Annotated in this window: 27 protein-coding genes and 1 pseudogene; 15 read left to right on the forward strand and 13 right to left on the reverse strand. The window is 65.8% G+C overall.

The features are described from left to right. Positions 1–9 precede the first annotated feature (9 nt). A complete protein-coding gene (gene accA / locus ACWEO2_RS35090; protein ID WP_452409334.1) occupies positions 10–1,701 on the reverse strand; it encodes an acetyl-CoA carboxylase carboxyl transferase subunit alpha in 1,692 nt (563 codons plus the stop codon). 169 nt (positions 1,702–1,870) lie between these two features. Between accA and ACWEO2_RS35095 the strand changes: the two genes are divergently transcribed. From ACWEO2_RS35095 to ACWEO2_RS35125, 7 genes are read left to right on the forward strand one after another with little or no spacing between them, the layout of a single operon-like run. Beyond that, entirely contained in the window at positions 1,871–3,139 is a 1,269-nt protein-coding gene (locus tag ACWEO2_RS35095; protein WP_452409294.1) for a beta-ketoacyl-[acyl-carrier-protein] synthase family protein, read from the forward strand. Next, positions 3,136–4,350, forward strand: coding sequence for a ketosynthase chain-length factor (locus tag ACWEO2_RS35100; RefSeq protein ID WP_452409295.1), 1,215 nt, complete (start codon positions 3,136–3,138; stop codon positions 4,348–4,350). Before ACWEO2_RS35095 ends, ACWEO2_RS35100 begins: the two co-directional genes overlap by 4 nt. Positions 4,351–4,373: 23 nt before the next feature. Further along, a complete protein-coding gene (locus tag ACWEO2_RS35105) occupies positions 4,374–4,628 on the forward strand; it encodes an acyl carrier protein (RefSeq protein WP_452409296.1) in 255 nt (84 codons plus the stop codon). Beyond that, entirely contained in the window at positions 4,625–5,563 is a 939-nt protein-coding gene (locus tag ACWEO2_RS35110) for an aromatase/cyclase (RefSeq protein WP_452409297.1), read from the forward strand. Before ACWEO2_RS35105 ends, ACWEO2_RS35110 begins: the two co-directional genes overlap by 4 nt. Continuing rightward, positions 5,560–6,495, forward strand: coding sequence for an MBL fold metallo-hydrolase (locus ACWEO2_RS35115; protein WP_452409298.1), 936 nt, complete (start codon positions 5,560–5,562; stop codon positions 6,493–6,495). Before ACWEO2_RS35110 ends, ACWEO2_RS35115 begins: the two co-directional genes overlap by 4 nt. Next, complete coding sequence (locus ACWEO2_RS35120; protein ID WP_452409299.1) at positions 6,483–7,739, forward strand: FAD-dependent oxidoreductase; 1,257 nt, start codon at positions 6,483–6,485, stop codon at positions 7,737–7,739. Before ACWEO2_RS35115 ends, ACWEO2_RS35120 begins: the two co-directional genes overlap by 13 nt. A gap of 2 nt (positions 7,740–7,741) precedes the next feature. After that, a complete protein-coding gene (locus ACWEO2_RS35125) occupies positions 7,742–8,509 on the forward strand; it encodes an alpha/beta fold hydrolase (RefSeq protein ID WP_452409300.1) in 768 nt (255 codons plus the stop codon). 60 nt (positions 8,510–8,569) lie between these two features. On the opposite strand, the gene ACWEO2_RS35130 is transcribed toward ACWEO2_RS35125, so the two are convergent. The 3 genes from ACWEO2_RS35130 to ACWEO2_RS35140 all read right to left on the reverse strand — a co-directional run bounded on the left by ACWEO2_RS35130 (position 8,570) and on the right by ACWEO2_RS35140 (position 11,258). Beyond that, positions 8,570–9,607, reverse strand: coding sequence for a zinc-binding dehydrogenase (locus ACWEO2_RS35130; protein WP_452409301.1), 1,038 nt, complete (start codon positions 9,605–9,607; stop codon positions 8,570–8,572). A gap of 182 nt (positions 9,608–9,789) precedes the next feature. Beyond that, positions 9,790–10,941, reverse strand: coding sequence for a lipocalin-like domain-containing protein (locus tag ACWEO2_RS35135; protein ID WP_452409302.1), 1,152 nt, complete (start codon positions 10,939–10,941; stop codon positions 9,790–9,792). After that, the gene (locus tag ACWEO2_RS35140; protein ID WP_452409303.1) at positions 10,938–11,258 is read right to left on the reverse strand and encodes a putative quinol monooxygenase; all 321 of its coding nucleotides are present in this window, start codon (positions 11,256–11,258) and stop codon (positions 10,938–10,940) included. Before ACWEO2_RS35140 ends, ACWEO2_RS35135 begins: the two co-directional genes overlap by 4 nt. Positions 11,259–11,318: 60 nt before the next feature. On the opposite strand from ACWEO2_RS35140, the gene ACWEO2_RS35145 reads away from it, so the two are divergent. Together ACWEO2_RS35145 and ACWEO2_RS35150 are read left to right on the forward strand one after the other, a co-directional pair. Beyond that, positions 11,319–12,305 carry a GlxA family transcriptional regulator gene (locus tag ACWEO2_RS35145; protein ID WP_452409304.1) on the forward strand — a complete coding sequence of 329 codons (987 nt, stop codon included), beginning with the start codon at positions 11,319–11,321 and terminating at the stop codon, positions 12,303–12,305. A gap of 158 nt (positions 12,306–12,463) precedes the next feature. Next, positions 12,464–13,261 carry a crotonase/enoyl-CoA hydratase family protein gene (locus ACWEO2_RS35150; RefSeq protein ID WP_452409305.1) on the forward strand — a complete coding sequence of 266 codons (798 nt, stop codon included), beginning with the start codon at positions 12,464–12,466 and terminating at the stop codon, positions 13,259–13,261. Between the two features lie 96 nt (positions 13,262–13,357). Here the strand turns inward: ACWEO2_RS35150 and ACWEO2_RS35155 are convergent, their stop codons facing one another. Next, the gene (locus tag ACWEO2_RS35155; protein ID WP_355186898.1) at positions 13,358–13,756 is read right to left on the reverse strand and encodes a winged helix-turn-helix transcriptional regulator; all 399 of its coding nucleotides are present in this window, start codon (positions 13,754–13,756) and stop codon (positions 13,358–13,360) included. Between the two features lie 114 nt (positions 13,757–13,870). Here ACWEO2_RS35155 and ACWEO2_RS35160 point away from each other — a divergent pair, with 114 nt between their 5' ends. Further along, the gene (locus ACWEO2_RS35160) at positions 13,871–14,365 is read left to right on the forward strand and encodes a luciferase domain-containing protein (protein WP_452409306.1); all 495 of its coding nucleotides are present in this window, start codon (positions 13,871–13,873) and stop codon (positions 14,363–14,365) included. A 29-nt stretch (positions 14,366–14,394) separates the two neighbouring features. Continuing rightward, positions 14,395–14,784 (forward strand): lipocalin-like domain-containing protein, encoded by a 390-nt coding sequence (locus ACWEO2_RS35165; protein WP_354952151.1) that lies wholly within the window; start codon positions 14,395–14,397, stop codon positions 14,782–14,784. Positions 14,785–14,793: 9 nt separating this feature from the next. On the opposite strand, the gene ACWEO2_RS35170 is transcribed toward ACWEO2_RS35165, so the two are convergent. Continuing rightward, a complete protein-coding gene (locus ACWEO2_RS35170; protein ID WP_452409307.1) occupies positions 14,794–15,315 on the reverse strand; it encodes an acetyl-CoA carboxylase biotin carboxyl carrier protein in 522 nt (173 codons plus the stop codon). Between the two features lie 12 nt (positions 15,316–15,327). After that, positions 15,328–16,110 (reverse strand): SDR family NAD(P)-dependent oxidoreductase, encoded by a 783-nt coding sequence (locus ACWEO2_RS35175; protein WP_452409308.1) that lies wholly within the window; start codon positions 16,108–16,110, stop codon positions 15,328–15,330. A gap of 151 nt (positions 16,111–16,261) precedes the next feature. Here ACWEO2_RS35175 and ACWEO2_RS35180 point away from each other — a divergent pair, with 151 nt between their 5' ends. Further along, entirely contained in the window at positions 16,262–16,681 is a 420-nt protein-coding gene (locus ACWEO2_RS35180; protein WP_433684083.1) for a nuclear transport factor 2 family protein, read from the forward strand. A gap of 36 nt (positions 16,682–16,717) precedes the next feature. After that, entirely contained in the window at positions 16,718–17,329 is a 612-nt protein-coding gene (locus ACWEO2_RS35185; RefSeq protein WP_452409309.1) for a malonic semialdehyde reductase, read from the forward strand. Between the two features lie 71 nt (positions 17,330–17,400). Here the strand turns inward: ACWEO2_RS35185 and ACWEO2_RS35190 are convergent, their stop codons facing one another. Both ACWEO2_RS35190 and ACWEO2_RS35195 read right to left on the reverse strand, forming a co-directional pair. Further along, a complete protein-coding gene (locus tag ACWEO2_RS35190; protein WP_452409310.1) occupies positions 17,401–17,718 on the reverse strand; it encodes a protealysin inhibitor emfourin in 318 nt (105 codons plus the stop codon). Positions 17,719–17,743: 25 nt separating this feature from the next. Then, entirely contained in the window at positions 17,744–18,790 is a 1,047-nt protein-coding gene (locus ACWEO2_RS35195; RefSeq protein WP_452409311.1) for a M4 family metallopeptidase, read from the reverse strand. Between the two features lie 1,089 nt (positions 18,791–19,879). Here ACWEO2_RS35195 and ACWEO2_RS35200 point away from each other — a divergent pair. Next, the gene (locus tag ACWEO2_RS35200) at positions 19,880–21,352 is read left to right on the forward strand and encodes a multicopper oxidase family protein (protein ID WP_452409312.1); all 1,473 of its coding nucleotides are present in this window, start codon (positions 19,880–19,882) and stop codon (positions 21,350–21,352) included. A 239-nt stretch (positions 21,353–21,591) separates the two neighbouring features. On the opposite strand, the gene ACWEO2_RS35205 is transcribed toward ACWEO2_RS35200, so the two are convergent. Next, positions 21,592–22,884 (reverse strand): amidohydrolase family protein, encoded by a 1,293-nt coding sequence (locus ACWEO2_RS35205; RefSeq protein WP_452409313.1) that lies wholly within the window; start codon positions 22,882–22,884, stop codon positions 21,592–21,594. Positions 22,885–22,939: 55 nt separating this feature from the next. Here ACWEO2_RS35205 and ACWEO2_RS35210 point away from each other — a divergent pair, with 55 nt between their 5' ends. Beyond that, positions 22,940–23,764, forward strand: coding sequence for a MerR family transcriptional regulator (locus ACWEO2_RS35210; RefSeq protein ID WP_452409314.1), 825 nt, complete (start codon positions 22,940–22,942; stop codon positions 23,762–23,764). Between the two features lie 390 nt (positions 23,765–24,154). Here the strand turns inward: ACWEO2_RS35210 and ACWEO2_RS35215 are convergent, their stop codons facing one another. The 3 genes and pseudogenes from ACWEO2_RS35215 to ACWEO2_RS35225 all read right to left on the reverse strand — a co-directional run. Beyond that, positions 24,155–24,625, reverse strand: coding sequence for a VOC family protein (locus ACWEO2_RS35215; RefSeq protein WP_452409315.1), 471 nt, complete (start codon positions 24,623–24,625; stop codon positions 24,155–24,157). Next, positions 24,622–25,602 (reverse strand): DUF5996 family protein, encoded by a 981-nt coding sequence (locus ACWEO2_RS35220; RefSeq protein ID WP_452409316.1) that lies wholly within the window; start codon positions 25,600–25,602, stop codon positions 24,622–24,624. The genes ACWEO2_RS35215 and ACWEO2_RS35220 overlap by 4 nt, the downstream gene beginning before the upstream one ends. Positions 25,603–25,697: 95 nt before the next feature. Further along, positions 25,698–25,889 (reverse strand): annotated as a pseudogene (locus ACWEO2_RS35225) (alpha/beta fold hydrolase); the annotation flags it as partial. Positions 25,890–26,000 lie beyond the last annotated feature (111 nt).

The following is a 26,000-nucleotide window of genomic DNA, read 5'->3' on the forward strand; positions in this document are numbered from 1 at the left end:
CGCACTCTCTTACGCCACCGAACGGACCGGAACCTGCTGCCGTGCACCGAATCGGCGGAATCGCGCCCGCCGCTCGGCCGCGAGGTCCGCACCGCTGCGCCCGGTCAGCTCCCGCAGACTCGCGGTCAGCGCCCGGTGCAGCTGATTCGCCGCCGCCAGCGGTGCGGTGCCGACATCATCGCCCGGTTCGGGCAAGACCGCGTCGACGACGCCGAGCCGCAGCAGATCACTGGCCGTAAGTGACAGCGCGGCAGCGGCTTTCGGTGCGGCGGCGGGATCGTTCCATACGATGGCCGCGCAGCCTTCCGGGCTGATCACCGAGTACGTGCCGTTCGCGAACATCAGCACCCGGTTGGCGACGCCGAGTGCCAGCGCACCACCGCTACCGCCCTCACCGATCACCACACTGATCACGGGCACCCGCAGCGCCGACATCAGCCGGATATTCTCCGCGATCACCACGGCCTGCCCCTGCTCTTCGGCAGCCGCACCGGGATAGGCCCCGGGAGTGTCGATCAGGGTGATCACCGGCAGCCCGAGCTTTTCGGCAAAACGCATGAGCCGCGCGGACTTTCGGTAACCTGCCGGTGTCGGCATGCCGAAGTTGCGGGCCATCATCTCCTTCGGCTCATGGCCCTTCTGGTGCCCGATCACCACGACCGGCTGTGCACCCAGCCACGCGATGCCACCGACAATGGCGGGGCAGTCCCCGGAAATCCGATCCCCCCGCAACTCGTGGAAGCCGTCGAAGGCGAGGGCGAAGTAATCGAGCGCGGTCGGCCTGCTCGGCGTCCGCGCACGCCGGACCTGCGCCCAGGGATCGCTGTCTGGCATCCGGGACGGATCGGTGATGGTCCCTGCATCGAGTTCGGTGACCGCATCGCCGGTCTGGTCGACCGGACCGGCGACTCGCAGCAGGGAACCCAACGCCTGCCGCAGACCCGCGCGCGGCACGATCATATCGATAAGGCCACGCTCCAACAGGAATTCGGCGGTCTGGAACCTCGGCGGCAACTCCTGGCGGATGGTCTGCTCGATCACGCGGCGGCCCGCGAAGCCCAGCCGTGCACCCGGCTCGGCGATCAGCACATCCGACAGCGTCGCGAACGAGGCCGCGACACCGCCGTAGGTCGGATCGGTGATCAGGGTGATGGTGAGGATTCCGGCGCGGTCCAACTGTTCCAGCGCCGCACTGGTCTTCGCCATCTGCATCAGCGATAGCGGCCCCTCCTGCATCCGCGCCCCACCGGAAGCGGTCACGATGAGCAGCGGAATCCGTTCGGCGAGTGCAGTTTCCGCGGCAGCAGTGATCATTTCCCCGACCGCGGTGCCCAAACTGCCGCCGAGGAAGCGGAAATCCATTGCCGCGACGATCACCGGATTGCCCTCGATCTCCGCGAGCGCACACAACACCGCATCGTGCATGCCGGTGCGTGCCCGCGCGGCGGCGAGCCGGTCCGGATAGGGCTTGGTGTCGGTGAAGGTCAGCGGGTCGTCGTCGGTGGGGATGACGGCGAGGGGTTGGTAACGGCCCTCGTCGGCGAGCTGGACGATGCGCTGCTCGGCGGTGATCGGGGTATGTCTGCCGCATTCACCGCAGACGCCGAGGTCGCGGGCGAACCGCTTGCCGTACAGCGGAATCAGACAGGCCGGGCAGAGCACCCAGTCCGCGGCGCCGTCCGAGCCGAGTGCTGACTTCATCACGCGTATCTCCTGTGCTCGAGGAAGGTGTGACCCACAGCCTGCGCGCGCCCGCTCGAGAACAACTCGACTCCGGCACTCGAGTCAGGTTCGAGGACCGCCTTCGATGCTCGAGTACACGATCGAAGGGAGATAACGCCATGAACCCCAACGCATCCGGTGGTGCGGAATGAGCCGCCGCGTTGTCGTCACCGGACTCGGTGTCCGCGCGCCCGGCGGTTCCGGTAAGGACGAGTTCTGGAAACTGCTGTCCGAAGGACGCACCGCCACCCGCCGGATTTCATTCTTCGACCCGACACCGTACCGATCCCAGGTGGCTGGCGAAGCCGACTTCGACCCGATTCGGGAGGGCCTCTCGCCGAGGGAGATTCGCCGCATGGACCGGGCGGTGCAATTCGCCGTGGTGTGCGGACGGGAAGCGGTGGCCGATAGCGGCATTGATATCGGATCGCTCGACCCGCACCGGCTCGGCGTCAGCCTCGGCAGCGCGGTGGCCGCCGCCACCAGCCTCGAACAGGAGTACCTGGTGCTGTCGGACTCCGGTAAGAACTGGCTGGTCGACCAGACCTATCTGTCCCCACACATGTTCGACTACATGGTGCCCAGCGTGATGCCCGCCGAGGTGGCCTGGAGTGTCGGTGCCGAGGGCCCGGTCGCCATGGTCTCCAACGGCTGCACATCCGGACTGGATTCGGTCGGCCACGCGGTGCAATTGATCCGCGAGGGTTCGGCCGATGTCATGCTGGCCGGGGCCGCGGATACCCCGATCACGCCGATCGTGGTGGCCTGCTTCGACGCGATCAAGGCGACCACCTCGCGCAATGACGACGCCGAACACGCCTCGCGCCCGTTCGACAATTCGCGCAACGGCTTCGTACTCGCCGAGGGCGCCGCGATGTTCGTGCTGGAGGAGTACGAGAGCGCGCGCAAACGCGGCGCACACATCTACGCCGAGATCACCGGATACGCAACACGCTGCAACGCCTACCACATGACCGGCCTCAAGGCCGATGGGCGGGAAATGGCCGAGGCGATCCGCGTCGCACTCGACGAGTCGCGCATCGACCCCACCGGCGTGGACTACATCAACGCACACGGTTCGGGCACCCGACAGAACGATCGGCACGAAACCGCCGCGGTCAAGCGCAGTCTCGGCCAGCACGCCTATGCGACACCGATGAGCTCGATCAAGTCGATGGTCGGGCATTCGCTCGGTGCGATCGGCTCGGTCGAGATCGCCGCCTCACTGCTGGCCCTGGAATACCAGGTGGTGCCGCCGACGGCCAATCTGCACGAGGCCGATCCCGAGTGCGATCTGGACTATGTGCCGCTCACCGCGCGCGATCACCGGATGGACACCGTACTCACCGTCGGCAGTGGATTCGGCGGCTTCCAGAGCGCGATGGTATTGCGCAAACCGCAGGAGGTGGCGGCATGATCCTGGTAACCGGAATGGGTGTGCTCGCGCCGAACGGCCTTGGCGTCGAACGGTTCTGGGATGCGGTACTGGACGGTCGCGGCGGTATCGCGCCACTCACGCGGTTCGACGCGAGCCGCAGCAGCGCGCGATTGGCGGGGCAGGTTGCCGATTTCGACGCGGGCGAACATCTGCCGAGTCGATTGCTGCCGCAGACCGATATTTCCACCCGGATGGCGCTGGTCGCCGCGCAGTGGGCGCTGGACGATGCCAAGGTCGATACCGCGGCACTGACCGACTACGACATGGGCGTGGTCACCGGAAATGCCTCCGGCGGTTTCGAATTCACCCACCGCGAGTTCAATAAGCTGTGGTCGCGCGGTTCCGAACATGTGAGCGTCTACGAATCGTTCGCCTGGTTCTACGCGGTGAACACCGGGCAGATCTCGATCCGGCACGGTATGCGCGGACCGAGCAGCGCGCTGGTCGCCGAACAGGCGGGCGGATTGGACGCGGTCGGACACGCCAGGCGCACGGTGCGTCGCGGTACCCCGCTGGTGGTCACCGGCGGGGTCGACTCGGCGCTGGATCCCTGGGGCTGGGCGGCACATCTGGCCAGCGGTGCGGTCAGCACCTCGGACGCACCGGAGCGCGCCTACCTGCCCTTCGATGTCGAGGCGTCGGGATATGTGCCCGGTGAGGGCGGGGCGATGCTGGTGGTCGAGGATGCGGCGGCGGCCCGAACCCGTGGGGTGCCGAAGGTGCACGGCGAAATCGCCGGATACGCATCGACATTCGATCCGCCCCCGGACTCCGCAAGGCCCTCGGGTCTGCGCCGAGCGGCCGAGCTCGCACTCGCCGATGCCGGTGTCGGGCCGGAGGACATCGATGTCGTATTCGCGGACGCGGCGGGCGTGCCCGACCGCGATCGAGACGAGGCGGCCACCATCGAAGCCGTCTTCGGGGCCGGCACAGTCCCGGTCACGGCGACGAAACCGCTGACAGGACGACTGTTCTCGGGTGCGGGCCCGCTCGACATCGTGACCGCGCTGCTGGCCATCCGCGATTCGGTGATCCCGCCAACCGCCCACACCACCACCCTCGCCGAGGACTACCGGATCGACCTGGTTCTCGGCGCACCCCGGCCCGCCAGCGTCGGCGGCGCCCTCGTCCTGGCGCGTGGCCGTTGGGGTTTCAACTCCGCGGTCGTCGTACGCGCCGTCACCGACTGATTCGAATATCTAGGGAGCCGATCATGACCATGACCATCACCGAATTACGCCGGATCCTCGTGGAATGCGCGGGCGGCGAGGACATCGCCGAGCTCGCCGGCGATATCGCCGGCGTCGACTTCGAACAGCTCGGCTACGACTCCCTGGCGCTCATCGAGACGGCCTCCCGGATCCAACGCGATTTCGGCGTGACGATTCCAGAGGAGCAGCTCATCGATGTCAAGACGCCACAGGAGCTGGTCGATATCGTCAACAGTCAGGTGCCGGGTGCGGCATGAATATCGAGGTGATGAGCCACAGCAGGGTGGTGCAGGCGCCGCCCGAGATCGTCTACGCCCTGGTGGCCGATGTGACCAAGTGGCCGGTGATCTTCGCGCCGAGCGTACTGGTGCGCCATCTGCACCGCGGACCCGATGACGAGCGGTTCCGGTTGTGGGCCACCGTCAATGGCGAGGTGAAGAACTGGACCTCCCGCCGGGTGCTCGATGCGGCGCAGCGGCGCATCGTCTTCGAACAGGAGCGCAGCCAGGCGCCGATCACGTCCATGGGCGGTAGCTGGTCGATCCGCGAAATCGACTCCGACACCACGAAGGTAACCCTCGACCATCGCTTCACGGTGGTGGACGGGGCCGACCGGAATGTGGTCGCGGGCGCGGTGGATCGCAATAGCGAAACCGAACTGGCCGCGCTGGCGCGCATAGCGGAGCTCGGCCATCCGGTCGAGGATGTCGTGCACACCTTTGAAGACACTGTCACGCTGGATATTTCGGCGGCCGAGGCATACGACTTCGTCTACCACAGCGAGCGCTGGCCCGAACACGTCCCGCATGTCGGGCGGATCGAGCTCACCGAGGACGCCCAGGGCGTGCAGCTGATGGAGATGGATACCGTGACCGAGGGTGGTATCCCGCACACCACCAAATCGGTGCGCGTCTGCTCGTCCAATGAGCGCATCGACTACAAACAGCTGCTGCCACCGACCATGCTCTTCGGGCACAGCGGCGCATGGGAATTCACCGACGGTCCCGATGGCGCGGTGGTGACCGCTCGGCACACCGTGGCGATCAATCCGACCGCCGCCCGCGAAATCCTCGGGGCCACCACCGATCTCGCCGACGCACGCGCCTATCTCACCGAAGCGCTATCGACCAACAGCCGCAATACCCTGCGGTGCGCCGTAAGGTATGCCGAGACCGTGGAGTCACCGACATGACGGCCATCGAACCACCGCAGGTGGCCGGTGACCCCGTGGTGCGCGAAATCGCCGATCGGGTCTACGCGTACACCCACCACCGAGGCGGCTGGTGTGTCAGCAATGCGGGTGTACTGGCCGGTCCGGACGGGGCAGTGGTGATCGATACGCTGGCGACCGAGGGGCGCACCCGCGCGCTCGTCGAATTCGTCGACGGACTCGATATCGGCCCCGCCAGAACGATTGTCAACACCCACCACCACGGCGACCACAATTTCGGCAATCACCTCTTCGGCCCCGCCGCGGTCGTCGTCGGCCACGACCGGATCCGGCCGGAGATGATCGAAACCGGACTCGCCCTGACCCAACTGTGGCCCCAGGTGCAATGGGGCGACGTGCGTGTCACGCTGCCGAGCATCACCTTCAGCAGCCGGATCACCCTGCATATCGGCGAACGCCGCGTCGAGCTCATCCACCTCGGACCGGCCGCACACACCACCAACGATGTGGTGGCGTGGCTGCCCGAGGAGAAGGTGCTCTTCGCCGGAGATCTGGTGATGTCGGGTGCCGCGCCGTTCTGCCTCATGGGATCGGTCAGCGGATCGATCACCGCGATCAGCAGACTTGCCGCATTGGGTGCGCGGACCGTGGTGTCCGGACACGGTCCGGTCACCGGACCCGAAATCTTCGACCGGACACTGCGGTACCTGCGGTGGGTGCAGGAACTCGCCGCCGAGGGACGCTCGCTCGGCCTCACCCCGTTGGCCATCGCGCTCGAGGCCGATCACGGCGAATTCGCCGACCTGGTCGATGAGGAACGGATCGTCGGCAATCTGTACCGCGCCGATGCGGAATTGGCGGGCGGTCCGATCGGCGAACCCCTCGACGTGCTGTCGATCTTCGACGAGATGATCGTCTACAACCACGGGCAGGTGCCGACATGTCTGGCGTGACAACCGAATCGGTGCAGGTCTGCGTGGTCGGCGGCGGACCGGCCGGGCTGATGGCCGGTCTGCTGCTGGCCCGCTCCGGCGTCAAAGTGCTCGTGCTGGAAAAACATCCGGACTTCCTGCGGGACTTCCGCGGCGACACCGTGCATCCGTCCACACTGCGGGCCATGGACGAGTTGGGGCTCGCGACGGAATTCCTCGCGCTACCGCACGTCGAACTGCCGCAGCTGCCGATGGCCACCGCGAGCGGTCCGGTGATCTTCGCCGACTTCCGCACGCTGCCGGGTGGCTTCCCGTTCGTGGCGTTCATGCCGCAGTGGGATGTGCTGAACTTCCTCGCCGAGGCGGGCAGGCGGTATCCGGGCTTCCGGCTCATCCAGCAGGCCGAGGTCACCGAGCTGATCCACGAGGACGGTACGGTGGTCGGCGCACGGGCCAGCACACCGGACGGTGCCCTCGAGGTGCGGGCCCAGCTGGTGATCGCGGCGGACGGACGCAATTCGATCGTGCGCGGCCTACTGGACGTCGCCGCCAGTGCCGCCCCGATGGACGTGCTGTGGTTCCGCGTCGGCAAACCCGACGGCGAACGGCTGCCCACCGTGCGCAGCGGCAAGGGGTTCTTCATCGTCTGCATCGACCGCGGCGACTACCTCCAGGTCGCGTACATGATCCCGAAGGGCGGATTCGTGACCGTCGAGGCGGGCGGACTCCCCGAATTCCGAGCCGGACTCGCCGCGATCTATCCCAGCCTGACCACCCAGCTGGCGGCGGAAATTCGCACCTGGGACGATGTGAAACCCCTTGACGTACGGGTGGATCGGCTGCGCCGCTGGTATCGGCCTGGTCTGCTCGCGATCGGCGACGCGGCCCATGCCATGTCGCCCGCGGGCGGGGTCGGCATCAATCTCGCTGTACAGGATGCCATCGCGGCCGCCCGCCTGCTCGCACCCACGCTGAGCACGGGTGCCCGACCGAGCCTCGCCCGGTTGCGCGCCGTGCAGCGCAGACGCGAATTCCCCATGCGCGTAGTCCAATTCGCGCAACTGCGGCTGTTATCAGATCTGTATCCGAACGCGGGGCGGCCGGGCACCGATAAACCCGTGCTCGTGCGCCTGCTGCGCCGCTTTCCCCGCCTGCCGCGGCTGGTGGCCCGCGTGATCGGACTCGGCATTCGGCCCGAGCCGGTGCCACCGGCGGCCGCCATCGCCGGAACCGTCACCGCCCTATCGAAATTCAGGGAGAACTGATCGTGTCGACATATCTGCTCGTCCACGGGGCATTCCACGGCGGCTGGGTCTGGCAGCGGGTGACACCACTGCTCGAGGACGCCGGACACCGCGTATTCGCGCCATCCCTGGTCGGCCTCGGCGACCGCGCCGACCAGCTGACTCCCGAGGTCGGCCTCGACACCCACGTCGAGGATCTGGTCGGCCTGCTCACCTTCGAGGACCGCACCGATGTCATCCTGGTCGGCCACAGCTATGCGGGCATCGTGGTGACCGCCGTCGCCGACGCCGTACCCGACCGCATTGCCGAACTCGTCTACATCGACACCTTCGTCCCACGCAACGGTGAGGCGGTCGCCGACATCATGCCCGATATGGTCGATGCCTTCACCGCCGCGGCCGACGCGCACGGCGACGGCTGGCGGGTACCACCGCAGACCGAGCCGATGGGCGACGGCGGACTCTACGGCGTCACCGAGGAGCCGGATCTCAGCTGGGTGGCCTCGATGCAGACGGCACAATCGCTGGCGACCTTTCAGCAGCCCATGCTGCTGACGAATCCCGAAGCGCTGAAGGCGATTCCGGTCACCCATGTGCACTGCAGCGAGGGCGGCGCGGATTTCAAGGCCATGCGCGCCGCCATGCCGCGCACCCTGCCGCCCGCCGACCTGCCACCGGAGCGGCTGCATGTGCTGCCGACCGGACACGACTGCATGATCACCATGCCGCGGGAATTGGCCGGACATCTGCTGGCTTTGGCGCCGCAACCGGCGCCGACCGCTCCGGCCTAGTGCAAGACGCCGTAGGTCGCGGCGATGGGGAACCCGTTTCCAACTGACGCAAACGCTGGGTCAGGGACGGATGAGGACCTTGAGTGCTGTGCGGGTGTCCATGGCGCGATAGCCGTCGGCGATGTGGTCGAGGTCGGTTTCGCGGTCGAAGACCTTGCCGGGCTCGACGCTGCCGTCCAGTACGCCGGGCAGCAGGGTCTCGATGTAGGCGCGGACCGGCGCCGGTCCTCCGGTGAGAGTGATGTTGGGGGCGAACAGGCTGCCGAAACCGATAGGGGCGCTTTTGTATTGCGGAACACCGACACGGCTGATCACACCGCCGGGGCGAACGACACCGACGGCCTGCTCGTAGGCGGGCAGGTGGCCGACCGCTTCGATGACGACGTGAGTTCCATCGCCGCCGGTCAGGTCGCGGACCACGGCAATACCTTCCGCGCCGCGCGCTGCCACGACATCGGTGGCACCGAATTCCAGGCCCAGATCGGTGCGGTCCTTGTGGCGACCCATGAGGATGATCCGTTGGGCGCCGCGCTGGGCGGCGGACAGCACGGCCATCAGTCCGACTGCGCCATCGCCGATGACGGTGACGGTGCTGTCGGTCCCGACCCGGGCTCGACAGACGGCGTGGTGTCCGGTGCCGTAGACGTCGGACAGCGTCAGCAGTGCAGGGATCAGAGGCGAATTCTCCTCGACCGGAACCACAACGAGTGTGCCGTCTGCGAACGGGACGCGCACCGCCTCGGCCTGTCCGCCACCGACGCCCTCGGAGTTCCAGTAGCCACCGCGCCGGCAGGAGGTGTGCAGGCCTTCGCGGCAGAAGTCGCAGGTGCCGTCGGAGTACACGAAGGGCGCGATCACGAGGTCGCCCTTTTTCACGGTGCGCACGTCGCTGCCGATGTCCTCGACGACACCGACGAACTCGTGCCCCATGGAGGTGCCCAGCGGCGTGGGCCGCATCGAGTGGTAGGGGTGCAGGTCGGTGCCGCACACGCAGGCACGCACGACGCGGACGATCGCGTCACCGGCGTCGTGGATCGTCGGGTCGGGCACGTCGATGACGCGGACCTCGCCCGGGCCGTACATGTAGGTCGCTCGCATATGGAACCTCTTCGTAGCGTCGAGATCTCGATGGTGGTGCTCGGTGCGCGCACGCGTTGCGCCCGGCTCACCACTGTCGGTGAGCGCATGCGCGCCCACCGACAGTGGTGATGTGGCAGCCGATCTTCCGCCGGGGGGTGGTCGGCGGCAGCGTTATCGCGGACCGCGGGTCGGTCTGCCGGTCAGGCCTGGTGGCCGATGATGCGGGGCCGGTCGTCGCTGACCGCGGTCACATCCACCGGCGGATGGGAGCGTGCACCGAAATACAACAGCTCCCACACGGTTTTCGCGCTGAGCGCCTCGGCCTGACCGTCGCGGGTTTCGATGAGATCGACATCGCCCAGGAACCGGTGGTAGGCGCCGTGTTGGCCGAAATCGATCCGGAAGATGTCCGCGTTGTAGCGGAACGTGACGGTGTAGGTGGTGCCGGACTCCCCGATCGAGTACTGCACGAGCCGGTCGACCGGCACACCGCTGTCGGGATGGATCGACTGGTCCGCGGTCACCACCGCGACGCCGTCGCCCACTCTGGCCGCCACGATCTCGCTACCTCTCGCGATCATCAGCACGGGAACCGTTGTGCCGCCGTAGTTGTCGTTGACGACGAAGGTCAGTGACACGATGGTGTAGTCGCCGAGCAGCGCTCTGCCCCAATACCAATGATCGAGCACCTTGCGCGGGGCGATATTGCCCCAGTTGTGGTCGTGGTAGCCGAGCCCACTCAGTGCGGCGGTACGACCGTCGACGGTCAGGGTGGCCTCGACCGCGCCGCGCGCCACGACCGGCAGCCACGCGATGTAATGCTCCTCGTCGGCGCCGAAGTACAGGAATCCCGACTCCGGCCGCCACGGCGGCACCTGTGGCGTGAGCGTGAGATCCACCGTGAAATCGTCGATTTCGATGTGGATCTCATAGTGCCGGTCCACGATGCGAAATACGTTGGGGCCGATGCGCACATCGCAGGCGTCGGTCGCGGCGGAGAACTCCGTCGGCTTTCCGCGGTAGGTCTGGTCGAGCCGACTGCCGTCGGCGCGGGTCAATGTCACCAGCACGAACGGGGTCAGGGGTGCCTTCGGTGACACATAGGGGGGTTTGGTGTGGAACTCGACGGTCAGGACCGAACCATCGTCGAGGTGGCCGTCGAAGTACCACCACTCGAAGGTCCCATCGGCCGCGCCGGTCCGCAGACCGTCTTCCCAGCCGTGGATCACTCCGGGGGTTTCGTTGACTCGTTGATAGTGGCTTTCGGTCCGGCCGACAACGGCTTTCATCCCGCGCTCCTCATCTCGGGCGGCCACGTTCGACGCGGCCGCGACTGCGACGGCGTCGATCACGCCGACTCGTTCTTGACCGCGATCACCGACAGCGGCGACACGACCGGAGGTCCGGCGAGCAGTTCGGCGCCCTCGCCGAGGATCAGCTGCGCGGCCGGACCGGCCATGTGGGCCTGCTGCGCCTCGGGTGAGGCAAAGATGTCGACCAGATGGAACGTCGACGGTTCGGTCGCCGACCGACCCGCCAGCCACACCGCTGTCCCTTCCTCGGCTCGGATGTGCGGCAGGGCACGTTCGAGGATTTCCGCGAACGCGTCGGCCTTGCCGTCAGCGGTGGTCAAGGTGACCAGGATGGCTGTGTTGGTGCTCGTTGTCATGACCGTGACTCTAGGAGCGCAAATAGTCACGATTGCGACAAATCAGCTACTATTTGCGACATGAGGATCGGTGTTGCCGCAATCATGGGCGGCTGGGACTCCGGCCTGACCACTGTGCTCGATGTGCTGCGGACCGCAGAGGCGGCCCGTGAACGCGTCGATCGCGATATCCCCGCCATCTCGGTACAGGTCGTCGCGGCCGTTCCGACGCCGGTGCCGACGCAGGGCGGGCTGCTCGTCCCGATCGACTTCACCTTCGACGATCCTCGGATGGACCAACTCGACGTGCTGGTCGTTCCCGCGATCGGCGCGAACAGTCCGCCCGGTGTGATCGATGCGTTGATGCGTCCCGACATCTCCGGTTTGCGGGCTCGATTGCGGGACTGGGCCGACGAGGGGCGTCAGCTCGCGGCCGCCTGTACCGGCACGCTGCTGCTCGCGGAGTCGGGGATCCTCAACGGGCGCCGGGCCACCACCAGCTGGTGGCTCACCACCGAATTCCAGCGACGCTATCCACGGGTCGATCTCGATATGTCCCGAATGGTGGTCCAGGACGGGCATATCACCACCGCGGGCGCGGCATTCGCGCATATCGACCTGGCAATCAACCTCGTTGCCCGGGTCAGTTCGCAACTGGCCGAGTTCACCGCCGCGACACTGCTCATCGACCAGCGTCCGGCCCGCAGCGTCGAATCCGCGCTGGGATACCTGTCGACTGTCGATCGGCTGATCACCGACTTCGAAACCTGGGCGCGGCTACACCTGGCCGAACCGATCTCGGTTGCGGATGGCGCGGCGGCCATCGGCACGACCCGCCGCACCCTCGAACGCCATATCCGTCAGCGGCTGGGCACCACCCCCAATGCGCTCGTCCAACAGATGCGCGCTGAACGGGCTCGACACCTGCAGCGCACCACCAACCTCACCCTCGCCAAGATCGCGCCGATGGTCGGATATCAGAGCACCACCGCGCTGCGAAAGGCGCTCAACGCCACCGAAAGTCGCGACGACACCGAAGCGGAACCGTTGGACGCCACACACGACTGAGCAGCGCCGCGGAAGCGGCAACTGCCGTACCAGGTATGTCGCAAACGTTGCCTGCCATGTCGCATCAGTGACGTTCGTGCTGCGTAGCGTCGACCGCGATGGCGAATTGGTCGCCATTGCAGTCGTGAACTGGAGAACGCTATGAAGGCAAGTCAGGCATGATCAAGAATTTGCGGCCCAGCGAGGTCCTCACGGTCGAGAAGTCGGGCCACGTTTTGCTGATGGGTCTGAACCGGCCCGCCAAACGCAATGCGTTCGACATGGACCTGCTGCGAGCGCTCGCAAACGCCTACTACGTGCTCGACACCGACGATGACCTGCGCTGCGGTGTCCTCTACGGCAACGGCGACAACTTCACCGGCGGACTCGATCTCGCCGATGTGCTGCCGCAGATCGTCGACGACAATGTCGATTGGGCCGAAGACGAACTCAACCCGGTGGCCACCACCGGCCCCGCGCGAACAACCCCGGTGGTCGCGGCCGTGCACGGATGGTCCATGACCATCGGTATCGAACTGCTCTTGGCAGCCGACGTCCGAATCGCGGCCGCCAACGCCCAGTTCGCTCAGCTGGAGGTGCAGCGCGGGATCTTCCCACTCGGCGGTGCCACCTACCGGCTGCCACGGGAAGCCGGGTGGGGCAATGCGATGCGTTGGCTGCTCACCGGAGATCCGTTCGACGCGCACGAAGCATTGCGGTTGGGGCTCGTCCAGGAAGTCGTCGAAACCGGCCAACAGCTCAGCCGCGCAATCGAACTGGCGCATCGGATCAGCGAGCAAGCCCCGCTCGGCATCCGAGCGACCATGGCGTCGGCTCGGCTCGCACTCACCGATGGGGAGGTGGCAGCAGGCGACGCCATCCGAGACGAGCTGCGGCGCATATCGACCAGCGACGACGCCAAGGAAGGCATGCTGTCGTTCATGGAGCGACGCCGAGCACAGTTCACCGGGCGTTAGCAGCGCGCGCGGCTGCAGGCGTTCGGTAGCAGCCTCTGCAGCCGCGGAATATCGATGACGAATCCGGGTGCTGTCCAGTCGAATCGGGACTTCGGCTCAGCCTTCGACAGTGTCGTAGGCGGCCCGAGCCGCCAGCACCTCGCTGAGATGTTCGCTCGACCAGTCCACGATGCTCGCGAACACCGGCCGCAGTGTCACCGCGAGCGGGGTCGCCTCGTACTCGACCCGCGGCGGCACCTCCGCATGGTAGGTGCGGGCCACCAGGCCATCCCGTTCCAGCTGACGCAAACGCTGAGTCAGCACCTTGGGGGTGAGGCCCGGAATGCGCTGCTGGAGTTCGGTGAAGCGCAGGCGGCCGTCGTGGGTGAGCACCCAGAGCACCTGGGTGGACCAGCGGCCGAAGACGAGGTCGATCACCGGGGTGATCGGGCAGGGATCGACGCTCGCGGGCGCACCCGTCGCCCGGCCACCGCCCGTCATCGGATCGCTACGCATATTTTCTCCCGGGGGTCACTTTCCTCTTGGTAACTACTATACTTTGGAAAGTACTGTGAAACCAGGGGTCGCGAGCGAGCACCACCGCACGCGAAAACCGAAGGGAGCACAGTCATGACGACGATTTCCGTGGACGGGCGCATCGACCTGCCGCCCCGCAACGGCGAACGCCCGAGCACCCGGGCACACAATCCGCATCAGCAGCTCAGTCAGCTGGCGCCACCGGAGCTGCAGGAGACGCTGTGGTCGCGAATGACCACGCTGAACGGAGTACTGCTCGGTCGCAGCGGTGTATCGCTGCCCGACACCCGTGCGCTGCATCTGCGGCCGACCATGGCCAAGGGGCCCGGCGAGGCATATCTGGTAGGCACCGAATTCGCGCATCTGCACGGACACGGCGACGGCAGCCTGCACATCTGCCTACCGAAAGATATCGCCGCCGAGGCGATCGCGCGGGGCTGGGCGGAGCTGCATCCGATGGCACGTCAGCGTTTCCTGCCGCAGACATTGGTAATGGTCTACGGGCCAAGGGATCTCGACGAGCTCGAGGTCGCGTGGCGGCTGGTGCGGATCAGCCACCGGTTCGCGCGCGGGTCGGCTACAGCGTGATTAGAGCGGCGGCCGCCATCGTGGGCGATATGAACGCCACCGATCTCATCGGAACCTGGGAACTGATGTCCTACTTCGATATCGACGAACACGATGCGACCAGCACCGGGCCATTGGGAGACGCACCGCGCGGCCTGCTGATCTACGGCGCGCACGGCTATATGTCGGTGAGCATGATGCGCACCGACGGGGCAACGGGCACACCGCCGTTCATGGGCTATGCGGGCTCTTGGCGCCGCCGCGGCACGGAAATGGTGCACGCGATCACCGTGTGCTCCAATCCGGCCTGGGCCGATACCGAACAGGTGCGCCAGATGTCGCTGCACGGCGACATCCTGACGCTGATCGGGGCCGCGCAGGTCGGCGGGCGGGTGCAGCGCCGGGTACTGACCTGGCGCCGCACCTGCCCGCCGTCCTGAAATCCCATGTCATTCAGGAGAATACGAGAATAAGGGCTCATCGAATTGGACCGGTTCGTTGTTTTCCTTGAGTATTTCGGTGATCACGCCGCTGGCCTGCGCGGTCACCGGGATCATCAACTTCATCGCCTCCACGATGCCGATCTGCTGTCCGGCCGTGACTCGGTCGCCCACCTCGACGAAGGGCTCCGCGCCGGGTTCCTGGCTGCGATAGAACACCCCGACACTCGGTGCTCGGAAGACCGCACCAACCGTCGGACTATTCTGCACGGCAGAGGTTTCGACCGCTCCCCCCGCGACATCGACCGTTCCGGCGGCCACCGGGGCCGCGATGACCGGCGCGGGCGAGACCTGCCATTCGGCCTCGATCGTCACTTCCCCCACCTGGACTCGCAACGCACTCGGCTGATGCGGGAATCCCGCGAGCAAATGCAGCGCGCCGGTCTGGATGGCATCGAGGATGCGCAGATACTCGTCGTGGCCGGTGGCCGTGTTCTCTGCAATTGCGGCGTTGTCTTCAACTGCGGTCATTGTCCCTACCTCTCAGTAATTGCCGAGTCCGCCACAGACATTCAGCGCCTGTGCGGTGACCGCACCCGCGCCGGGGCCGATCAGGTAGTCGACCATTGCCGCCACCTCGAACGGCTGCACGTAGCGCCCGATCGGCACCCGTGCGCTCACCCTGGCGTGCACCTCATCGGTGTCGACACCCCACAGACCGGAGTAGACCTCCCGAACCCGTTCGGCCATCGGCGTTTCCACGAAACCCGGGCATACCGCGTTCACCGTGATCCCGGTCTTGGCCAGTTCCAGTCCGAGCGCCTTGGTGAACCCGACAACGCCGTGTTTGGAGGCCGAATACGGCGCCCCGTGCACGACGCCCTGTTTGCCGCCGGTGGATGCGATGTTCACGATGCGGCCGCTGCCGCGCTCGAGCATGCCGCCCGCGGTCAGCACCGCCTTGGTCATCAAGAAGACGCTGTTGAGGTTGGTATTGATCACGTCGAACCACAGCTCGTCGGTGACCTGCGCGGTGACGCCGCCGCCGCTGCGGCCCGCATTGTTGACCAGGATGTCGATCGGGCCGTACCGCCGCACCCCCGCGTCGACGTACTCGCGGATCTGGGCGGCATCGACCACATCGCAGACCGTGCCGTCGACCTCGTGCCCGTCATCCTGCAGGCTTTTGACCGTATCGGTCACCTTTTGCTGATCACGAGCGCAGATGAACACCGCGATGCCCTGGGCTGCAAGGCTTTTGGTGATCTCCAGACCCATACCGCTGGTCGCTCCGGTGACCAGCGCGACGCGCTTGCTTTCCGCCATGACTCCTCCATCGGTCTTTCCGGGCTTTTCGACCTCCAGACTCGTCGCGGGACCTATAGCCCGGGTCAACCCGCGCGCGGCTCGAGCCAGCCTCTAGCGGCATCGGCGACCGTTGCGTGCAGCCGCGCCCCGCCGCAACGAAGGAGCCACCATGACCACCGTCGCCAGCCGCACCGAGTTGTACGCCGAGGTCCAGCAGTTCTATGCCGATCAGATGCAGCGGCTGGACAACCGCGATATCCCCGGCTACGCCGAAACCTTCACCGAGAATGCGGAATTCGAGCACACACCCGGTCGGCCACCGGCTCGGACCAGGGCGGGCATCATCTCGGACCTGGTCGAATTCCACAAGCGTTTCGAGGCCGATCCGATGCAGCGCAGGCACTGGTTCAACATGATCAACCTGCAGCCACAGGACGACGGAACCATTGTCTCCACCGCCTACTGCCTGGTGGTCAAGATCCGGCCGAACAGCAAGCCCGAAATCGCGCCGAGCTGTGTCGTGCACGACGTGCTCGTCCGCGTCGACGGCAATCTGCTGACCCTGTCCCGGCGCGTCGCCCACGACTGAATCCGCTGTCCCCGACTACTTTTCGAGGAGAACCACGTGAACACCGTGCAGCCACAGACCCTGCTCACCCTTGCCGCCGAAGCCCAGGACCTGCTGTTCCGGGAGGCACGCACCGCGAATACCTTCACCGACGCACCGGTCACCGACGACCAGATCCGCGATATCTACGAACTGGTCAAATACGGCCCGACATCGATGAATCAGCAGCCGCTGCGCATCGTTCTGGTCCGCAGCCCCGAGGCGCGGGCCCGCCTGGTCACCCACATGATCGAGGGCAATCGGCCGAAGACCGCCGCCGCACCCCTCACCGCAATCCTGGCCGCCGACTTGAACTTCCACGAAAATCTGCCGAAGGTCTTCCCACACGCCCCCGAGGCAAAGGACTACTTCGCCGAGCCCGGCTACCGCGCCGAATCGGCCCGCTTCAACGCCCTGATCCAGATCGGCTATTTCATCCTCGGCATCCGGGCCGCGGGCCTGGCCGCGGGCCCGATGAACGGTTTCGACGCCGCCGCCCTGGACCAGGAATTCTTCCCCGACGGCACGCACAACTCCCTGGTCGTGGTCAATATCGGCTTCCCCGGCGTGGACGCCTGGTTCCCCCGCTCTCCCCGCCTGAGCTACGACGAGGTCGTCACCATGGCATAGCTGCAATGCCCATTCAACCGCAGCCATCGGGGCGACTACGGTGTCTGCCTGCTGGTTGTCGGGAACCTGTTTCAGGCGGTCGGATCCGGTTGGGAGCGTTCGGCGAGTTCGGCGATCAGCGGTTGTGCTGCGTCCGGGATCTGCGTGTCGGTCCAGTGATAGGTGCTGGTCTGCTGGCCGTCGGTGACGGTGAGTTCGTACTCGAACTGATCCGGCATCGCCGGACCGCGCGTTGGCGTGTCCTGCTCGAGCGGTGTGTCGTTGAGCAGGTCGGTGATGACCGGCGCCTGCTCGGCGGGCAGGTCGCGCGCGTCGAGCGAGGTTGTCATCTCTATTCCGGCGAGGCCGCCGCTTCGCCGGAATTCGAGATGGACATTCGGTGTGGCCATGGACACGATGGTATTCGCGGCCGGTTCAGCGCAACGGAACCTTCACGGCATCCCATGCGGATTGCACCGCATGCGCTTCATTACTGGCCCTTCCGAAACGGTAGCGGGCCTGTTTCAGGGTCAATGCGGCGAAGTTGCTGAAGGTGGCGTTGGGTTTGAGCCCCGGGTCGATGAGCGCGTCGTACCAGACTGTTCCCGGCGTCTTCCAGGCTTCGCCACCCAACGTGGTGGCGAGTACATAGAAGGCGTGGTTCGGGATGCCGGAGTTGATGTGGACGCCACCGTTGTCCCTGGTGGTCTGCACATATTTGGACATATCGGCGGGTTGGTTGTCGTGGGCGTTGGCCGTGCCGGGGGCCTTCAGCGATCGCAGTGCAGGTGACAACAGCGGTCCCACGATATCCGCGCCGATCAACCAGTCGGCTTGATCGGCGGTCTGGCTCAGGTGGTACTGCTTCACCAGCGATCCGAACACGTCGGACATGGATTCGTTGAGTGCGCCGGACTGGTTGGAATAGGTGAGATTCGCCTCGAACTGGGTGACCCCGTGGGTCAACTCGTGTGCGATCACGTCGAGGCTGCGGGTGGTGTCGGTGAACAGCGGGCCGCTTCCGTCACCGAAGAACATATGACCCTGGCCGTCCCAGAACGCGTTGTCGTATTTGGTGCCGAAATGGACCATCGCGGCGATCGGCATGCCCTGATCGTCGATGGAGTCGCGTTGGAAGACGTTCCAGTAGAAGTCATACGTGGCGCCGAAATTGTCATAGGCGGAATTGATCGACGGGTCGGCAACCGGCGGCTGACCTTCGGCTCGGGCCAGCGTGCCCGGCACCGTTGCAGTGGAATGCTGCTGGTCGAAGATCGATCGCTGCGGTACACCGTTGGATACCGCGCCGACGGCCTGTTGCGGTTGCGGTCCCTGTCGTCCGGCGGCCTCGGCGCGCAGCATTCGGATGCTGTTGTCGAGATCCATGGTTGCGAGCAGTGCTGCTCGCTGTTCCGGCGGGAGTTCACGGGCGACCGACTGCAGTAGGTCGGGTGGGAGGATGCATGCTCTTGGGTATCGCATTTTCTGCTCCGTTTCGGATGCTGTGCGGCGGCTGATTCTGGATGCGGGCGGCCGGTTGGGGTGCGGCAATGGCTCGCGCGGAGTCGAGGTTTGCGAGGACCGTTCCGGCCGTTATCCGGGTGTCTATGGCCGTCGAAAACACTTGTGGTGCTATCGATTTGCTGTCTCTTGCCGCAGCGGTTGAGCGGAACAGATGAATGACTTGTGCCTTACCCCCAGACCAGCATCTACCTGCGCATTCATTCTCGAGCGGCGCATCGCCGCGGACACGGGTATGCGACTACTCTTTATTTCCTGTCCGGGCGACCCCTGGGGCAGGTAGTGCCCGAAGGCGCAATTTCTTCCGGACACATGCTGCAGCCGTTGATCTGGTAAGCGCGGATCCGTGCCTCAGTGGGTCGACGACGCGGTGGGTGGGGCGTGACGTCTCGATCACCCCAACCGTCGAGTTGGGCCGCCAGATGTTCTGGTAGGCCCGCCGGGCAGGCTCGCGGGTAGGGGTGGGGATCTGGTGGCAACCTCGGTGTCGGTGGCACCGTCGAGCGGCCACGGAATAAGCTGCGGCGCATCGGGTCCGATGCGCGAACCGTGGACCTGACCGAAGTTGGCCCACCGCGCCGCAGTGACAACCGCGTCGATCAGGGGCAACGCCGGGTTCCCCGCTGCCCCGCCGGACCTAAGACGAGGTGCCTGCACCTCACTGTACTTAGCATCGGCGACACCGATCAGGTGTCCGATTGCACGCTCACACGGTTGATCGATCTCGCCCGTCGTCGTCTGGCCGGGGTCAAGTCATTCGATCTGAGCATCGGTCCCCTCTCTGGATCTCGCAGTGCGATAAGGTTTTCTGTTACGCCTTGGGATCCGTTGCTCGACCTTCACCGGTTGCTCGGCGGTCGACAGATCCTGCCCCAGGATCCGGTCGGGCAACCTGGTCGAACTGGTCCGACGAGCCACGGGGTAGAGCCCATCGATCAGCGTGCGCCAGGATGTACGGCACCCGATATCGTGTTTCATCTCCGGGGATTCCGGAGAGGTTCGCATCCGCATCTTCGATCTGTCGAGATACCTGAAGGATGTGTATCGACCATGCCTGTCGATCGACGTGGTTTTCTCACCTGGAGTGGTCTGGCCGTACTGACGGGCGCGGGAGTGGGCAGCGGCGCAATGGCCGGGTGTTCCCACACGCGGCCCAATCCCGGCAAGGCCGACTACACGCTGCGTATCGACCGCGGCCAGATCGAGGTGGCTTCGGACCGGACGGTGTCGACCACCACCTACAACAACCAATTCCCCGGCCCGCTGCTGAGATTCACCGAAGGCAAGCAGGCCACGGTGGAGGTCCACAACAACACCGACACACCCGAACAACTGCACTGGCACGGGCAGCGCCTGCCCGTCGATATCGACGGCGCCGCCGAAGAAGGCACCCCGTTCATCCCCGCCCACGGCACCCGCCGCATCACCTTCACCCCCGGCCCGACCGGGTTCCGGCTCTACCACACCCACCTCACCCCCGGCCCTGACCTCACCGGCGGCCAGTACACCGGCCAGATCGGACTGGTCTACATCGAACCGAAGCAGTATCCCGGCGCCTTCGATCAGGAGATCTTCCTGACACTGAAGGAATTCGAGCCCATCCTCAACCAGAACGAGGAGATGCCCGCCGACTTCCTGGTCGGCGAGGAAGTAGCGGAACTCAAAGACCGCGGCGAGGCCGCGATGACCGCGTCACTGACGCGCGGCGAACCACACGGCTACGAGGTCGGCTACCGCACCTTCACCATCAACGGCCGAGCCCTCGGCCACGGCGACCCGATCCGCGTGAGATTCGGTGAGCGGGTCCTGCTGCATGTACTCAACGGCAGCGCTACCGAAACCCGCAGCCTCGCGCTGCCCGGTCACACCTTCACCGTTGTCGCCCTCGACGGCAACCCCGTCCCGAATCCGGTCGCGGTGCCGACACTGTGGCTCGGCACCGCCGAACGCGTGTGCGCGATCGTCGAGATGACCAACCCCGGCGTGTGGGTGCTCGGCGACACCTCCGACGACGACCGCGAACACGGCATGGGCATCGTGGTCGAATACGCCGGTCGAACCGGTGACCCGCAGTGGGTCGCCCCGCCACCGTTCCGATGGGACTATCGGTTGTTCACGACAGCGGATCAGCCCGCACCGGCACCGGATCAGGTGATCGACATGCTGATAGACAAACGCAACGCCGCCCAGAAGGGTTTCAACGTGTGGACCATCAACAACACCCCGTTCTCGATGGCCGACAAGCAGCCGGTCTACGACATCACCCTCGGCAAGCGGTACCGGCTGCACCTGCGCAATGCCACCGACGACGTCCACCCCATGCACCTGCACCGGCACACCTTCGAAATAACGAACGTCGCGGGCACACCCACCGCAGGGGTGCGCAAGGACGTCGCGATGCTCGGCGGCTACCAGAGCATGGACATCGACTTTCTCGCCGACCAACCCGGCCTGTCACTGCTGCACTGCCACAGCCAGCTGCACATGGACTTCGGCTTCATGGCCCTGCTGCACGCCACCTGACAGCGATATCGCAATCGCTCGAGCAACTAGGCCCCGGTTAGGGCCGGGGCTATCAACCGATGAGTCGGTTTTCAGATGACACGCGGGGTCAGTACGGGCGGTTCACACAATGTGCTCGGCGGCCGCGGCGACTCGCAACGAAGCCGAACATGGTGACCGACTGCCATTCCGCACCCAGACGCCGGAGGTAGCCCAAGACCCGTCGCGCTCGCGGTGGATGGCAATCAGCATGTCAGAACTCATGATCGAGCTCCAGGAGTGATTTGCGGAAGTCTGTCCTGGACCGCAGCGATGACCTTGTCGGTCTGCGCGCGCAGCGCGGCCAACCCCGCGTGCTCGTCGGCCGACCCGATGTAGGTGTCCATATCCGCGCGGACGCCGTGTTTCCATACGGCCGCCACGCGCTGAGTGTCGGTGATGCGCCGGTCCGGTCGCCCGTCGACCAAGACCAGGTCCGCACGTAGTCCGGGGCGGATGCGGCCCCGGTCGGCAAGGCCGAACACGTCGGCGGTGCGCGCCGTCGCGGCCGCCAGGGCCTGGTCGGGTGCCAGGCCGGCAGCAACCAGTCGCTGAAGTTCACGATGCACACTGGCCCCGTGCACCGTGCCCGGGTTGGGGGCGTCTGTGCCGGCCAGCACCGGTACCCCGGCGTCGTGCAGCAGGCCGACGTTGTCGGCTGGCGCGGCGAAATCCGGCAGCTGCGGCGGGAGCCACCGCTGTGCCTGCCGCTGGATGACTCCGGACCAGGCGGGCCCCAGCCGCCGGACCAACTCGGGCTCGGCCAGCAGCGGCATCCCCTCGCCGTCACCGGGAAACCCGTCGGCCACCGACAGCGTGGCTATGACCGCGACACCCGCGTCCGAGATGGCCCCGACGTGGGCGTCGGTAAGTCGGTCGAAGGGTACGTGGGCCAGGACATCCACGCCGGTGGGCAGCAGGTCTACCGCCGCCCGGGCGGTGGTCACATGTGCCACCACGATGAGAGCGGCTCGGTGCGCGGCGTCGACGAGCGCGGCCACGGTTGGGATGTCCAGCGATGGCATGGGCATTGGACCGCCGCCCGCGCCGTCGTCGTAGAGGACTTTCAGGTGATGGGCCCCCTCGGCGAGGCGGTCTGCCACGAACGCCTCCGCATCCCGCGGTCCGGTCACGTACGGGAAGGGCGCATACATCATGGTGGGATGCCCGCCGGGCGCGGTCGCGCCAATGCTGGAAGAGCGCACCTCGGCAGCGTCCGGCCCGGCGCCCTGGGCCACGGCTCGGCGCACGCTGTCGGGTTTGCTGAACATGTCCAGCACCGTGGTGACCCCGAAGGACAGGGCCTGGCGAGGCGCGCCGGGCAGCAGGTGGATGTGCGCGTCGATCAGCCCGGGCAACAGGGTGCCGCCATGCCCCTCCAGATGTTGGTCACCGGCCCGCAGTAGCTCGAGGCCGCCGACCGCCTCGATCAGGCCGCCCGCAATGCGCACGGCGGTGTGCTCGGTCAGGCGTTGGCCGTCGAAGACGCGGACCCCGGTGATTGTGGTTGCCATAGCGGCCACGGTAAAAGTTGACATTGTGTGAAGGTCAAGCCGATAGGGTGGTTGCGTGCGGTTTTCCATCAGCCAGGTCGCGAAGGCCTCCGGCGTGTCCGCCCGGATGCTGCGCCACTACGACGCGATCGGCTTGCTCGCCCCCAGCACGGTCACCACCAACGGGTACCGCTGGTACGGCAGGGCGGAACTGCTGCGGTTGCAGCGCATCCTGGTGCTGCGCCGCCTTGGGCTCGGACTGGAACAGATCGGACAGATCCTGCGCGAGCAGGCCGACGAGGCCGCCGCGCTGCGCGGACACCTGGCCCACTTGGAAGACGAACGCCGCCGCCTCGACCAGATCATCACCACTGTCAAGGAGACCATCAGCGATCTGGACGCGGCCCGGATCCAGGATCCGCAGCGATTTTTTGCTGGTCTGCGCGAGGGCCGAGCCACTATGCGGGACACCCTGGGGAAGTCCTTCGGGCAAGCCAGCCTGGCCGCGTTCGATGCCGCAAACACGGCCCAGGACGGCCGCACCACCGCAGACTACGAGCACGCCGCAGCCCAGGGGACCGCCCTGTTCCGGCGACTGGCCGAGGTCATGCGGAACGGGATCACACCGGAGGAGCCTGCCGCACTGGACGAAGTCGCCGAGCATTACGAGTCCGTCCGCAGGTACTGGCAGCCCACACCCGAGGCGTATGCGGCCCTGGGACGGATGTATCTGACCGACCCCCAGCAGCGGCAAATAGCCGAGCAGGTGGACCCAGACCTATCCGCCTGGCTGGCCGCCGCCATCCCCGCCTACGCGCGGCACCGACTGGGACTGCACCAGCCTCCGGACGGCCAGCCGACATCAGTGCACAGGAGTTCGGACATACGTGCAGCCGACTAAGGACGTTGACAAGCGGCAGCATGTTTCCGCAGGCCGGATCTGTAATGCATGCCGTGTACGCGCCAAAGTAAACCTGCCGGGGGTTCCGATGCATTCTGTGGCGTGAGAATCGGCTGCGCGCGTGTACCGACCACCGACCAGAATGCACCGTCGCTGTTCGGCCGAACAACAACTCACCGAAACGATCGCGCGGTCATCTCGCCCGCCATTCAGCGATCCTCCAGCGCAGCGAAATGCCGCGCTGGTGAAGACCATTCGCGCAGGGTGCCCGTGTAGTCCTCGGACGTTGCGGCCGAATGACGTTTGGCTACGGCGGTCAGTTTGCGTCGGTCGACACTTGACGGCGTGCACGTCGCCTACCGTCTCGGGGAGATCAAAATGCCGGAGCCGCTAACTTTCTCCCTTTTCAGCGCTCCCCGATTTCCGGTCGGCGTATTCGCCGTGGAGCATGCCGGTGGCCTGGCCGATCTCGATGAGGTAGCCGTCCGGGTCGCGGAGATAGCACCGGATCTCGGCTTTGCGGTCGAGTGGTTCGGTGAGGAATTGTGCCCCTTTGGATTTGGCATCGGAGTAGAACGCGGCGATGTCGGCGACCCGCACATTCAAGAATGACGAGACCGGATCACCTGGTTCACGGGCAGTCAGAATGGTCTCGGGCTTATCCGGGGTCGGTCCGCCGCCCGGGTTCATGATGATCCAGCTGTTGGCGACCTTGACGATGGCCGGGTTCTCCTCCAACACGACCCGGCCGCCAAAGATTTCGGCGTAGAAATCTCGAGACCGAGCCACGTCGCGCACGGTCAGGAAATGCGTCAGAAGCAATCCCTGTTCGGGAGCAGGCAGGTCGTTCCGATTGGTCACGGTTCCCTCCGTTCGTCCAGTGTTCTGTCCTTCTGGTCCCACCGGTGCGGATCGCATTCGAGTGCTGATCGGTCCCACTTGCCGCGTTCGGCGGCCGCTCGATAGGTGGTCTGCAGGAATTCCAGCAGGCTTCGTTCCGGATCTGCTGCGGTGCGCACCGCCTCGTAGGGCAGCAGAAACTGGCGGTATTCGGCGCTGTAGAAGGCGTGCCGAGGACCGACCGGATAGTCGGCGAAGCCGTCGGGTTCGGGATAGGCGTAGGCGTAGAAGGCGCCTTCTTCGCCGCCACCCGGCCAGAAGCCGCAGCTGCTCAACTCGTGGGAGTAGCCCTCCACCATCACCCAATTACCGCAGTTGGGTGCGCCGCCCGGATGCTTCGGCGCGGTGCGGCCGGAGAACCTGGTGCAGGCCAGATCCATGGCGCCCCAGAAGAAGTGCACCGGGCTCACCTTTCCGATGAAATATGAGCGAAACTCGCTCATTACTCGATGGGCCGCGATGAGTTGACGCCAGAACAGTTGCACGGCGTCGCGATCATAGGAAGCATGCTCGTAGTCATCGGCGAACGGGATCGCGGGATCGACCTCGTTGGGCTTCGCCTGAATTTCTACCGCAACGCCGAGCTCGTCGAGCGCACCCATCGTTTCGGCATAGAAATCGGCAACCGGCTTGGGTTCGAGCGCGATCTGCCGGGCGTGGCCATTACTGGTTCTTATATGCAACCGATGCTCGGTGAAGTCGAACTCGATGTCGAACACACCGGCCTCGTAGGGCATCGCGGAGGTGGTCAACCCCCGCGGGCTGACGTAGAGGGTGACCTGCCACCAGTGGTTGATCATCGGCGCATGAGCGAGTCGAATCTTGCCGATGATCTGGGTCCACATGTGCACCGTATCGCGGGTAGCGGTCCAGTCCTCGACCCGCAGCCGCGGCCAGCGTTGCGACGACGCGATCTCTGTGCGAGTGGTCTCGGCCATCAGACTTCCTTGGTCCGTCGGTTTCGCTGCCGGTCGCGGCACGGATTCTGCTGCCATGCCGTGGCGCCGCGGGCGTCGGCCCGGTGTCCGGCATTCAGGAAGGCGAGCAGGTCCGCGTTGACGATCTCCGTCCGGGTGGTTGCATGCCGTGCGGGAAGCCCTGATAGGTCTTCAGCGCGCCGTTCTCGAGAAGCTGCGTGGACATTGCCGGAAGCCTGGTACGGAACCATCCGATCGTCCTCGCTGTGCATCACCGGCGCGGTGATCATCTTCAGGTCTTCAGTGTAGAAGATCCCTGTGCCGTCAATGGTGGTGATCGTGGCATATGAAAAAGGTATACCGACCAGTGGGTCGGTTTTCAGATTTCACGCGGAGTCAGCACGGGCTGTCGACAAATA

The sequence above is a fragment of the Nocardia sp. NPDC004278 genome (genome assembly GCF_053602975.1).

Coding starts and splice junctions, on each gene's coding strand:
- accA (WP_452409334.1), bottom strand. CDS start 1,701: ATGAAGTCAGCACTCGGCTCGGACGGCGCCGCGGACTGGGTGCTCTGC.
- ACWEO2_RS35095 (WP_452409294.1), top strand. CDS start 1,871: ATGAGCCGCCGCGTTGTCGTCACCGGACTCGGTGTCCGCGCGCCCGGC.
- ACWEO2_RS35100 (WP_452409295.1), top strand. CDS start 3,136: ATGATCCTGGTAACCGGAATGGGTGTGCTCGCGCCGAACGGCCTTGGC.
- ACWEO2_RS35105 (WP_452409296.1), top strand. CDS start 4,374: ATGACCATGACCATCACCGAATTACGCCGGATCCTCGTGGAATGCGCG.
- ACWEO2_RS35110 (WP_452409297.1), top strand. CDS start 4,625: ATGAATATCGAGGTGATGAGCCACAGCAGGGTGGTGCAGGCGCCGCCC.
- ACWEO2_RS35115 (WP_452409298.1), top strand. CDS start 5,560: ATGACGGCCATCGAACCACCGCAGGTGGCCGGTGACCCCGTGGTGCGC.
- ACWEO2_RS35120 (WP_452409299.1), top strand. CDS start 6,483: ATGTCTGGCGTGACAACCGAATCGGTGCAGGTCTGCGTGGTCGGCGGC.
- ACWEO2_RS35130 (WP_452409301.1), bottom strand. CDS start 9,607: ATGCGAGCGACCTACATGTACGGCCCGGGCGAGGTCCGCGTCATCGAC.
- ACWEO2_RS35140 (WP_452409303.1), bottom strand. CDS start 11,258: ATGACAACGAGCACCAACACAGCCATCCTGGTCACCTTGACCACCGCT.
- ACWEO2_RS35145 (WP_452409304.1), top strand. CDS start 11,319: ATGAGGATCGGTGTTGCCGCAATCATGGGCGGCTGGGACTCCGGCCTG.
- ACWEO2_RS35150 (WP_452409305.1), top strand. CDS start 12,464: ATGATCAAGAATTTGCGGCCCAGCGAGGTCCTCACGGTCGAGAAGTCG.
- ACWEO2_RS35155 (WP_355186898.1), bottom strand. CDS start 13,756: ATGCGTAGCGATCCGATGACGGGCGGTGGCCGGGCGACGGGTGCGCCC.
- ACWEO2_RS35160 (WP_452409306.1), top strand. CDS start 13,871: ATGACGACGATTTCCGTGGACGGGCGCATCGACCTGCCGCCCCGCAAC.
- ACWEO2_RS35165 (WP_354952151.1), top strand. CDS start 14,395: ATGAACGCCACCGATCTCATCGGAACCTGGGAACTGATGTCCTACTTC.
- ACWEO2_RS35170 (WP_452409307.1), bottom strand. CDS start 15,315: ATGACCGCAGTTGAAGACAACGCCGCAATTGCAGAGAACACGGCCACC.
- ACWEO2_RS35175 (WP_452409308.1), bottom strand. CDS start 16,110: ATGGCGGAAAGCAAGCGCGTCGCGCTGGTCACCGGAGCGACCAGCGGT.
- ACWEO2_RS35180 (WP_433684083.1), top strand. CDS start 16,262: ATGACCACCGTCGCCAGCCGCACCGAGTTGTACGCCGAGGTCCAGCAG.
- ACWEO2_RS35190 (WP_452409310.1), bottom strand. CDS start 17,718: ATGGCCACACCGAATGTCCATCTCGAATTCCGGCGAAGCGGCGGCCTC.
- ACWEO2_RS35195 (WP_452409311.1), bottom strand. CDS start 18,790: ATGCGATACCCAAGAGCATGCATCCTCCCACCCGACCTACTGCAGTCG.
- ACWEO2_RS35200 (WP_452409312.1), top strand. CDS start 19,880: ATGCCTGTCGATCGACGTGGTTTTCTCACCTGGAGTGGTCTGGCCGTA.
- ACWEO2_RS35205 (WP_452409313.1), bottom strand. CDS start 22,884: ATGGCAACCACAATCACCGGGGTCCGCGTCTTCGACGGCCAACGCCTG.
- ACWEO2_RS35220 (WP_452409316.1), bottom strand. CDS start 25,602: ATGGCCGAGACCACTCGCACAGAGATCGCGTCGTCGCAACGCTGGCCG.